This window comes from Blautia sp. HCP28S3_G10, assembly GCF_052065235.1.
GTDB lineage: Bacteria > Bacillota > Clostridia > Lachnospirales > Lachnospiraceae > Blautia_A.
Map to the genome: position 1 here is coordinate 22,296 of NZ_JBQHUL010000036.1, position 10,676 is coordinate 32,971.

Consider the following 10,676-nt stretch of genomic DNA (forward strand, 5'->3'; position numbering starts at 1 on the left):
AATTTCTTAAAAATCAACTATATTTTTATATTATAGAGTATTGCTTTAATGTGCAAATGCTGTTTCGTAATTTCGATCTGTTTTACGAAATTTTTCGTAAAAATAAAGCTTTCTTTTTGTGCAATTGTTCAATTTTTACATTTATCTTTTTGTACAACAGGTAAAAGCTGTGCAATAGGCACAAAAAACACTTGAAATTCCGAAAACAATGAAGTACGATAATCTTGCGAAAACGATTTAGGAAACAAAAACAGAGAAAAGGCTGGACATGCTTATGGTATCCATGAAAGACATAGCAAAAGCCTGCAGCGTATCCGTTGCAAGCGTTAGCAAAGCTTTAAATGGTTACCCGGACATCAGTGAAGAAACCAGACAGCAGATTCTTAAAACCGCTTCGGAAATGGGATATCTTCCTAATTCTTCGGCACGAACACTAAAAACCAAACGAAGTCATAATCTTGGAGTTCTGTTTGTTGATGAAGCAATGAGCGGACTGACTCATGATTATTTCAATCATGTACTGGAAAGTTTCAAACGTACAGCCGAATCAAAAGGATATGATATCACATTTACCAGTGGAAATCTATCCGGACAGAAAACTAATTACTATGACCACTGCCGCTATCGCGGTGTTGACGGAGTAGTAATCGCCTGTATCAATTTTTTTACAGAGGAAGTCCAGAAGCTGGTATATTCTGATATTCCTGTTGTAACCATTGACCATGTATTTGATGGTCGAATTTCAGTTGTATCTAACAACATTCAGGGGATGGAAGCCCTGGTAACTTATATCCTGCAGAAAGGACATCGTAAGATTGCCTATATTCACGGAGAAGATTCTTCAGTAACAAGAAGTCGGTTGGGAAGTTTTTACCGGACACTTCAGAAAAAAGGAATCGAAATTCCGGACGAATATATGCCGGTAATTCCATACAGGGATGCAATGTCAGCAGCAATCGCCACTTCCGAACTTCTGAATCTGAAAGATCCACCTACCTGCATTCTTTATCCAGATGATTTCGCTGCTCTTGGTGGAATCAATGAAATCAGAGACCGAGGCTTACGGATTCCGGAAGATATTTCCATTGCAGGATACGACGGAATCAACTTTGCCCGTATTCTCGAACCAAAACTGACAACACTTTGTCAGGACACTGAGACAATCGGGCGGCTGGCAGCAGAAAAACTGATCGACCTGATTGAAAATCCCAAAACAACGATCATTGACAAATTCACTGTTGACGGCACACTTTTTCCCGGTGCATCAGTACGGGATCTTAACAAACTGAACACAAAAAATAAAATATAAAATCATATTTACTTAAGGGAGGTAACAATATGAATAAAAAGGCAATGGCTCTCACATTAACAGCAGCAATGCTCGCCGGATTAACAGCTGTACCGGTATTCGCAGATGACGCATCAGCAGATGAAGGTAAAGTATTAAACATCTACTGCTGGAATGAAGAATTTAAATCCCGTCTGACAGATCACTATCCGGGATACGAAGAAGTCGACGGAACTCATGGTAAGATCGGTGATGTTAATGTTGTATGGAACATTACTCCATCTGATGACAATGCATACCAGAATAACCTTGACGAAACACTTCTGAAACAGGCTGATGCAGCTGATGATGACAAAATTGACCTCTTCCTTGTAGAAGCCGATTATGCACTTAAATATGTAAACACAGACTACACAATGTCTGTAGCAGATCTCGGAATTGCAGATGATGAAATTGCTGATCAGTATCAGTATACCAAAGATGTTATGACAGATTCCGATGGAAACCTGAAAGGTCTTTCATGGCAGGGCTGCCCGGGAACAATGATCTACAGAAGAGACATTGCAAAAGAAGTATTCGGAACAGATGATCCTGCAGAAATTCAGAAGAAAGTTGCTGACTGGGATACCTTCAAAGCTACAGCTGAAGAGCTGAAAGAAAAAGGTTATCAGATGACTTCTACTGTAAACGATACATATCGTGTATTCTCCAACAACGTATCTACTCCATGGGTTGTTGATGGAAAGATCACAGTAGATGACAACATCAAGAACTGGGTTGACATGTCCAAAGAAATGGTTGACGCAGAAGAAACAGGCACAGCTGAGCTGTGGAGCGATGACTGGAGCAAAGGCTTCTTCACAGACAGCAACGTATTCGCATACTTTGGACCAGCATGGTTCATCGACTTCTCCATGAGTGCTGATCAGGACGGCTCCGTAGGTAAAGACGGCGGCTGGGCTGCAACAGAAGGACCACAGGGCTTCTACTGGGGCGGAACATGGATCACAGCAGCTACAGGTACAGACAACCCGACACTTGTTGCTGATATCATGAGAACTATGACAACAAACGTTGACATAATGAAAGAAATCGTTACAGCGGACAATGATTTCGTAAACAACAAGCCGGCTATGGAAGAAATGGCAGCTGATGAAAGCTACGGCGATGCAGTTCTCGGTGGACAGAATCCTCTGGCTATGTTCTGTGCAGGCGCAGACAAGATCGACCTCAGCAACATGAGCATCTATGATCAGGGCTGCAATGAAGAATTCCAGAACGCTATGAAAAATTACTTCGAAGGCAATGCAACATATGATGAAGCTCTTGATCTGTTCTACAAAGCAGTTGTAGAAAAATATCCTGAACTTTCCTACTAATCTGAAACAATTGAATCTGTTTAATACGCATTAAAAAAGATGTGCCTGCCTGACCATCAGGCAGGCACACTTTAACTTATGGAGGAAGAGAATGGCAAAGAATAATAACCATAAGGCGGTCAGCTATAACAAATGGGGCTATATCTTTCTGATACCGTTTGTAGTAGTATACCTCATATTCCAGCTCGTTCCGCTTATTAGTACAATATATAACAGCTTTTTCGAAAATTACAGATCGGGACTGACGCAGATTGGACCGAACTTTGTGGGATTCGCAAATTATACAAAGCTCTTCCAGGATGGTGAGATCTGGATCTACTTCAAAAACACAATGATCATGTGGGTAATGGGATTTGTACCACAGATTCTGTTCTCTCTGCTTCTGGCAGCCTGGTTTTCCAATCCAAGCCTTCGCCTGAAAGGCCAGAGATTCTTCAAGACAGTGATCTATCTTCCAAACCTGATCATGGCTTCTGCTTTTGCAATGTTATTCTTTACACTTTTTGCAGATGGCGGCCCGATCAATGCAATGCTGGTTCATGCAGGCATCCTGAAACAAGCATACTCCTTCTTCAGCCATGCATGGAGTGCCAGAACACTGGTTGCTCTCCTGAATTTCCTGATGTGGTTTGGTAATACTACAATACTTCTGATGGCAGGTATGATGGGTATTGACCCGGCACTTTACGAGGCAGCAGAAGTAGATGGTGCTACTTCATCTCAGATTTTCAGAAAAATCACACTGCCGCTTCTTCGTCCGATTCTCATTTATGTTATGATCACATCTCTCATCGGTGGTATGCAAATGTTCGATGTACCTCAGATCCTGACAAACGGAACCGGCGATCCAATGCGTTCCACAATGACACTGATCATGTATCTGAACAAACATCTGTTCAGCAAGAACTATGGTATGGGTGGTGCACTCTCTGTATGTCTGTTCATTATCACAGGTGTACTCAGCCTTATCGTATTTCGTTTCAACAAAACCAAGGATGACGGGAGGTGAACAGCATGAATAATAAAAAGCCCAAAAAAGGTATGAGTATGAAAGGTCAGCGTACTCTTGCTTATATTGTCCTGATCATCCTCACTTTCCTCTGCCTGTTCTGGTTCTATGTGCTGTTTATCAATGCGACCAGATCAAATGGAGCACTTAAAAGAGGTTTTACGGCTATTCCTGGAGAACATCTGCTGGAAAACTGGAAAAACCTCCTTGCAGGTACACTTCCAGTATGGTATGGAATGTTTAACAGTATTTTTATTGCTACCTGTTCTGCTGCCCTGTGTACTTATTTTTCCACAATGACAGCTTATGCCATTCATGCCTATAACTTCAGAGGCCAAAAGTTTATGTTCACTTTTATCCTTGCAGTTATGATGATTCCAACTCAGGTTACCGCACTTGGTTTCCTGCAGTTACTCGGTAAAATGCATCTGGATGACAGCTTTATCCCGCTGATCGTCCCTAGCATTGCGGCCCCGGTTACTTTCTTCTATCTGAAACAATACATGGAGAGCAACCTTCCGCTGGAACTGGTAGAAGCCGCACGTATTGATGGTTCAGGCGAATTCCGTACTTTCAATACCATCGTACTTCCACTGATGAAACCAGCTATCGCTGTACAGGCAATCTTCACCTTCGTACAGAGCTGGAATAACTACTTCATTCCTGCCCTTGTACTTCACAGTGACAAGAAAAAAACTCTTCCTGTACTGATTGCACAGCTTCGTAGTGCAGATTTTCTGAAGTTTGATATGGGGCAAGTTTACGTTATGATTGCCTTCTCAATTTTCCCGGTTATCATCGTTTACATCCTTCTCTCCAAATTTATTGTAGAAGGTGTATCTGCCGGTGCGGTAAAAGGCTGATCCAGTCACAAAAAAACTATTATAAAAACTATTATTCAGGGGAATCTGTTTTTGGACAGGTTCCCCTGAATGTCTATTGCATACACTTTTACTTTGTGTTTAAATAAAATATATGATACCAGGATCAAAAGGTCTAAATCCACATGAGCTTGCTCATAAGTGGATAAAAGACCTTGGGACCCGCTCCGATATGAGCATAAAAGTGGGATGCTAATCCCGCGATATGCGAATGAAGGGCAGAATTGTGAGAGTGCATTGCACGAAACAATTCGTAGGTATCATAGTTGGGGGCTTTTGACCCCAACATCAATTTATGATCTAAAAGGTCTTTTTTTATCAAAAGGATAATTAAGAAGGGACACAGATATGGCAGTAGACACCTCACGTATTATGATCAAAACATTTGTAAAAAGCGCTCTGAAAGATGCGGAAAATTCTCCGGAACGCTGCACACGTAATCTGGTTGACATGGCACTGAACTTTTCAAATAACAGTTCTCAGTACTCATTTTTTTCCATCGCACGCCAGATGCTGAATAATGAAAACAGTCCATATTATCCTCTTATTGAGGACATATTAAAGCATATTGATAAAGATAAACTTCTCAACTTTGGCCTCAATATCGGTTATAACAGCTGCACAAAAGGAGCCGGTATTATCCGTCAGAAAGAATCCGAAGAAGGTTTTGAAATTCCATGGAGTCTCGGTCTGGAAACAGGAGATCCTTCAAAAGAAAGTTTTCTGAATGACTACCAGAAAATTTTTGACCAGGGCAGAGTTCTTGGAATTTATGCATACCAGCTTCACATCACGGAAAATCCAACTCCTGTACTGGAACTTGCTGCCAGAAATTCTGACTGCGCTGTTATTCTTTTCTGCAGGGCGGAACTGATTAATGAAGAATTTGTCGAAGAGGCTTCCAGACTGAATAATGTCCTGATCGGAGTAGAATATGGAGATATGGCAGATACAGCAGCACTGATACTTCGTGATCACAAATTGCTCTACTCTCTGTATTATATCTGTTCCGAAGAAAATGTTACAGATGTTACTTCCGGTGCTTTTTTCCGTTTTGCAGAGGAAATGCATTCACCATTTGCAGCTGTAATTCCACAAAGAGACTGCAGTACACAGACACGAAAAAACATCTATAAGCTGGTTCTTGACAGCCGCAATCAGCAAGTTTATCGTACTATCCCTCTTGACCTGTCAAAAGATACAGAACACATCGGCAATATCATTTCACCACCGGCCTGCATTATCGGCTTTGATAAAGATGGACTGCTTCATACCGTCAACCAGAATTACACTGAAGAAGAGGCAAATATTTTCCATCATTCTTTTCCAGAAATACTGCGGCGATATTTTTCATTAAAATAGCCTCTGCTGCTTCAACATTCACTACAGAACAAAAGCAGATACACCTGTTGATATTTTCACCAGGGTATCTGCTTTTCAATTATGACTTTTTACTGCATCGTTCTATTTACATTTCCTGCGCCAGTCTTTCCTGGGCTTTCACCAGTACCTGTATGCAGGACTGCAGTTTTTTTATAAATTCTTTCGGTGGAACAGGATCTTTTTCGGAAAGCCATCTTATCAGCGCACACATTACTGCATCTCCAAAGAAGTTTACATAAAACATTGCATCTTCCTGCTCACCCAGGATTTCTTTTATATCCTCTTCCAGAAGAGGACTCACAATTTCTCTGAAATGATTCTGAAAAGAGTTCTGATCCTCCACTTTCAGAATTTTTCTGTAAAAATCTCTGTTCGCATAAAAATAATCACAGACATGGAGCACACTGTCCCATCCGAGAAGATCTTCACCTATTTTTACATGTCCCAGATATTCTACATCATAAATCCAGTTTACAAGATCAAATTTATCCTTAAAATGATAATAAAAACTTTTTCGGTTCATATTACATTTTGCACAGATATCAGATACTGTTATCTTTGCAAAAGGAGTTGATTCCATTAATTCTTTCAATGCAGAAGCAAGTGCACGTTTTGTAATATTGGAGTCAGCCACGATTATATCCTCCTCTTAGGTAAATTGATGAGTATCATAACAGTCAGTACTCTTACAGTTACATTTCCGTAGCAAACAATGCTGCCCCAAGTGCGCCACAAAGCTGTGATTTATCACTAATCACAAGTTTTGTCCCCAGTCGCTCCTCAAGTGTCTGTACAAGTCCCCGGTTCTGTGCAACACCACCAGTCATCATATAAGCCTCCTCTCCACCTACACGTTTGACGAGTGATGCTGTTTTGGAAGCAACAGCCTTATTAAGCCCATGTACAATATCATCCGTCCGTTTATTCTGCGCAATAAGTGATACAACTTCGGATTCAGCAAACACAGTGCACATACTTGAAATCGTAATATCTTCCTGATAAGAAAGCCCCACCTGACTCAGTTCATCGAGACTCATCTCCATTGTACGTGCCATCATCTCCAGAAATCTTCCCGTACCTGCCGCACATTTATCATTCATCACAAAGTTCTTTACAGAGCCATCTTCATTCAGGCGTATTACTTTACTATCCTGCCCGCCAATATCAACAACCGTTCTCACTGACGGATCAAGAAACTGCGCCCCTCTTGCATGACAGGTGATTTCTGTGATACTTTTATCGCCATCAGAAATAGCCGTTCTTCCATAGCCTGTTGTAACGACTGCATTCAGATCCTCCCTGGCAAGCGCAGCCTGCTTCAAAGCTTCTTCAAGCGCTCTCCCGGCCCCATTTGCTGCTCCTGCGCCAGTAGGCATTATTACACTTGCCACAATCTCTTTTTTCTTGTTCAGAATTACAACGTCCGTACTGGTAGAGCCGCTGTCAATACCCGCATAATATCCTTTTCCCATAGTTCTCTCCTTTTTCTGCGGCTGTTCTGTACTGAGACTTTCTGCAAAGGCCTCCAGTCTGGTACTTAACTGCCCACTGCTCTGTACGGTATAATCAGACTCTATTTTTAAAACTGGTATATCCGTATGATTTTTTATTTCTGCATATTCAAAACTGTAAAAATCACAGAATTTAACAGTATGGTAAATAATTCCTTTTAACGACGGATCCTGATACAGCTGTCTGCGAGCGACATGATCCATCATTCGCATACAGGGCAGTTGATGAAGCAGTTCCCCTGCATACCATTTCATAAGCCCGTCAAAGTCCAGTTTGTCATCAGGAAGGCTTTCTCCTACAGATCTGTTATTAACACAGGTTTCATTTACTGTCGTAAGTGGCATTGCCTTTTTCGTCATTTCAAAAAGCTGATTTCCCATTCTCGCACCCAAAACTGCAAGATGTGGTTCCTGTGTATGTTTCTTTGGCTGAAAAGCCTCCATAAATTTCTTTCTGTCAAAAGAAGTTCCCTTATACTCTCCATACGCATCAGCCAGTTCTTTCAGCTGTGCTGCAATCCTCTCTCTGCTACAGGAAATATCACAGTGAAGCATATCAACCATATAAAGGAATTCCATCTTTCCACTTTCTTCAAGTATATCATAGACACTTCGAATTGTATCGCAACAGTTTACAAGTACAAGTTCTTTTACCTTCCCATCAAGAACCGCCTCAAGAACTGCCTTTCCAAATCCGCATATATTTGGATGTACAATCTGTTCTGCGAGGTCAAATCCCTGTGGCATATCATTAAGGATCTCACAGTCACCGCCAAAAGCAGTAAGCAGTTCCACTGGTGTATATTTACATACATAATATGTTTTACTCATAATCATTATCTCCCAGCATCTCCAGAAATGCACCCAGCCTTGTAGACGTCTGTCCTTCGCCTCCGTGACTTCTGTCACAGCCGTCTCCATCAAGTATCAACATTGGGATTCCTGCTTCTTCAAAACGTTTTTTTGCAATTCTTGAACCTCCGAGCGTATGTTTACAGCCCCAGTGATTAAACCAGACTGCACCATCAGCACCCGCTTCCTTTGCATGCTGTATGCCAGCCTCAATACGCCTGGATATCGGACCGTTCAGAGCGTGATATACAAGCCTCATTGCCATTTCTTCATATGGATCATCAGATGTTTTTGTTATATCTGCTACCTGCGCAAGCTCGCAGCCTACAATCTGAGCTTCTTCTTTAAGCAGAAGTGCCTCTTTTACTGCGTCAGACCAGAATGGAATCGTGTGCATCCAGTAAATGTGTTTTCCTTTTTTTGCAGGGGCTTTTCTGATCTCCTGCAACAGCATTTCTGTATATTTTTCTTCTGCTTGTGTTCCAAGCAGGATATTGTTTGTCATTCCGCTGTAAAGAGGCGATACCAGATCAGACGGAATATACTTATCAGCCCTTTGATTCTGAAACATATTATAGTTTTTCAGTGTTCTCCGGCTTCTATCCAACCGCGTCCTGAGACTTTCCTCTTCGATTTTTCTGCCTGTTGTTTTTTCTATAAACAGAGCAAGATTTCTAAGCTGTTCTGCAACATATTTTATATTATCTTCATTTCTTCCTGACGGCACATCTATTGCGAACAAAGGAATATGATAAAGCTCTGCGAGTCTCTGAAAAGTCAGCAGATTTGCATCACATGCAAGATTAGTATATACAATACATCTTGGTTTTGGCAAAAGTCCACTCTCAGCTGCGCCGATGAATGTTTTATGATAGCTGCACAGTGTCTCTGACAGTCCTGAATCCTCTGCACTCTGCAAAAAGGCTCTCTCAGCCTGAGAACCGGCCAGATAGCAGGAAAAACTTTCTACATTATACGGATACAGACCAACCTCCTGCATAAGCTCACAGGGTGTAAATACGCTTACCAAAACAGACTGTTCTGCATGTTTCAGCGGCTGCAACATTACATTCATCATTAACCCAGCCATATACTGATCCGATTTATTTAATCTTCTGTCCGGAACCAGACGAAATTTCAAATTCTGTGCTTCCCAGCCTGTTTTTAAAAGCCATCTGGCTTTTTCAGATGATGTCTCACACCATCTGTCTACATATTTTCCGAATGTCTTAACAATTTCCACTTTGGTCTTACCGCCTTTCGATGTCTTTCAACACAGTATATAGCAATTCGAAGATTATGACAAGCTTAAAACTTGCATATAATTTCCTGTGAAAATCCGTCTTTTTTAGGAACAAAGCGGACAAGTCCGCTTCAAACTCCTCTGAATCTCTCATTCTTTGAGGGACTTATTACGCTTTGCGCGCCAAATGCATTCTGCTTACATAAAAAAGCTCCAAACCCTTGATTTTAGAGGGTTTGAAGCTCCTTAAGCCGTGCCGCAGACCGGAATCGAACCGGTACGGGTATCACTACCCACGGGATTTTAAGTCCCGGGCGTCTGCCAGTTCCGCCACTGCGGCAAAATATTAAAATCGAAAATGGGGCCTATAGGGCTCGAACCTATGACCCTCTGCTTGTAAGGCAGATGCTCTCCCAGCTGAGCTAAGACCCCATAAACGACCCAGATGAGACTCGAACTCACGACCTCCGCCGTGACAGGGCGGCGCTCTAACCAACTGAGCCACTGGGCCAAAATAAAAAGTGGACCTTCGGGGACTCGAACCCAGGACCGACCGGTTATGAGCCGGTTGCTCTAACCAACTGAGCTAAAGGTCCAAAAAGCCGATGATCGGACTCGAACCGATAACCTGCTGATTACAAATCAGCTGCTCTGCCAATTGAGCCACATCGGCATATAACTGCTATGGATACATTATACACCTAATGTTCTGATCAAGCCACACCTAAAATCACATTTTTTACTTTAAATGACTCCAAGGGGATTTGAACCCCTGTTACCGCCGTGAAAGGGCGGTGTCTTAACCGCTTGACCATGGAGCCAGAATAAAAAACTCCCCCTGTTGGACTCGAACCAACGACACTGCGGTTAACAGCCGCATGCTCTACCGACTGAGCTAAGGAGGATTATTATTTAGAAGATATCGCATCTTCAAAACTACATACATGTTGACATTATAGCACAATCAAATACTTAGGTCAAGCCCTCACCCTATTAGTAGCAGTCAGCTCCACATGTTACCATGCTTCCACCCCTGCCCTATCAACCTCGTCGTCTTCAAGGGGGTTTACTCCTTTCGGATGGGATATCTCATCTCGAGGGGGGCTTCACGCTTAGATGCCTTCAGCGTT

General features: G+C 42.1%; 8 protein-coding genes, 7 tRNA genes and 1 rRNA gene. 5 read left to right on the plus strand and 11 right to left on the minus strand.

Annotated features, from left to right (window positions below):
- Positions 1-274: 274 nt before the first annotated feature.
- The 5 genes from ACTNB8_RS13285 (at position 275) to ACTNB8_RS13305 (ending at position 5,919) form a co-directional block, all read left to right on the plus strand.
- The gene (locus ACTNB8_RS13285; RefSeq protein WP_441055461.1) at positions 275-1,309 is read left to right on the plus strand and encodes a LacI family DNA-binding transcriptional regulator; all 1,035 of its coding nucleotides are present in this window, start codon (positions 275-277) and stop codon (positions 1,307-1,309) included.
- Positions 1,310-1,338: 29 nt separating this feature from the next.
- Complete coding sequence (locus ACTNB8_RS13290) at positions 1,339-2,667, plus strand: carbohydrate ABC transporter substrate-binding protein (RefSeq protein ID WP_441055447.1); 1,329 nt, start codon at positions 1,339-1,341, stop codon at positions 2,665-2,667.
- A gap of 91 nt (positions 2,668-2,758) precedes the next feature.
- Positions 2,759-3,676, plus strand: a complete 918-nt coding sequence (locus tag ACTNB8_RS13295) for a carbohydrate ABC transporter permease (RefSeq protein WP_441055449.1) — start codon at positions 2,759-2,761, stop codon at positions 3,674-3,676.
- A 5-nt stretch (positions 3,677-3,681) separates the two neighbouring features.
- Complete coding sequence (locus ACTNB8_RS13300) at positions 3,682-4,539, plus strand: carbohydrate ABC transporter permease (RefSeq protein ID WP_441055451.1); 858 nt, start codon at positions 3,682-3,684, stop codon at positions 4,537-4,539.
- Between the two features lie 366 nt (positions 4,540-4,905).
- Positions 4,906-5,919, plus strand: coding sequence for a hypothetical protein (locus ACTNB8_RS13305; RefSeq protein WP_441055453.1), 1,014 nt, complete (start codon positions 4,906-4,908; stop codon positions 5,917-5,919).
- Between the two features lie 106 nt (positions 5,920-6,025).
- Here ACTNB8_RS13305 and dhaS read toward each other — a convergent pair whose 3' ends face one another.
- The 11 genes from dhaS to ACTNB8_RS13360 all read right to left on the minus strand — a co-directional run.
- The gene (dhaS, locus tag ACTNB8_RS13310; protein WP_441055455.1) at positions 6,026-6,574 is read right to left on the minus strand and encodes a dihydroxyacetone kinase transcriptional activator DhaS; all 549 of its coding nucleotides are present in this window, start codon (positions 6,572-6,574) and stop codon (positions 6,026-6,028) included.
- A gap of 58 nt (positions 6,575-6,632) precedes the next feature.
- Positions 6,633-8,282: an acyl-CoA dehydratase activase gene (locus ACTNB8_RS13315; RefSeq protein WP_441055457.1), complete on the minus strand. Its 1,650-nt coding sequence runs from the start codon at positions 8,280-8,282 to the stop codon at positions 6,633-6,635.
- Positions 8,275-9,546 (minus strand): 2-hydroxyacyl-CoA dehydratase subunit D, encoded by a 1,272-nt coding sequence (locus ACTNB8_RS13320; protein WP_441055459.1) that lies wholly within the window; start codon positions 9,544-9,546, stop codon positions 8,275-8,277. The genes ACTNB8_RS13315 and ACTNB8_RS13320 overlap by 8 nt, the downstream gene beginning before the upstream one ends.
- Before the next feature lie 254 nt (positions 9,547-9,800).
- Positions 9,801-9,886 (minus strand) — tRNA-Leu (locus ACTNB8_RS13325).
- A 19-nt stretch (positions 9,887-9,905) separates the two neighbouring features.
- Positions 9,906-9,978: transfer RNA gene (locus ACTNB8_RS13330), tRNA-Val, on the minus strand.
- A 5-nt stretch (positions 9,979-9,983) separates the two neighbouring features.
- Positions 9,984-10,057 (minus strand) — tRNA-Asp (locus ACTNB8_RS13335).
- Between the two features lie 11 nt (positions 10,058-10,068).
- Positions 10,069-10,142 (minus strand) — tRNA-Ile (locus tag ACTNB8_RS13340).
- A 4-nt stretch (positions 10,143-10,146) separates the two neighbouring features.
- A tRNA-Thr gene (locus ACTNB8_RS13345) sits at positions 10,147-10,219 on the minus strand.
- A 76-nt stretch (positions 10,220-10,295) separates the two neighbouring features.
- A tRNA-Glu gene (locus tag ACTNB8_RS13350) sits at positions 10,296-10,367 on the minus strand.
- Between the two features lie 11 nt (positions 10,368-10,378).
- A tRNA-Asn gene (locus ACTNB8_RS13355) sits at positions 10,379-10,451 on the minus strand.
- Between the two features lie 68 nt (positions 10,452-10,519).
- Positions 10,520-10,676, minus strand: a 23S ribosomal RNA gene (locus ACTNB8_RS13360); the annotation flags it as partial.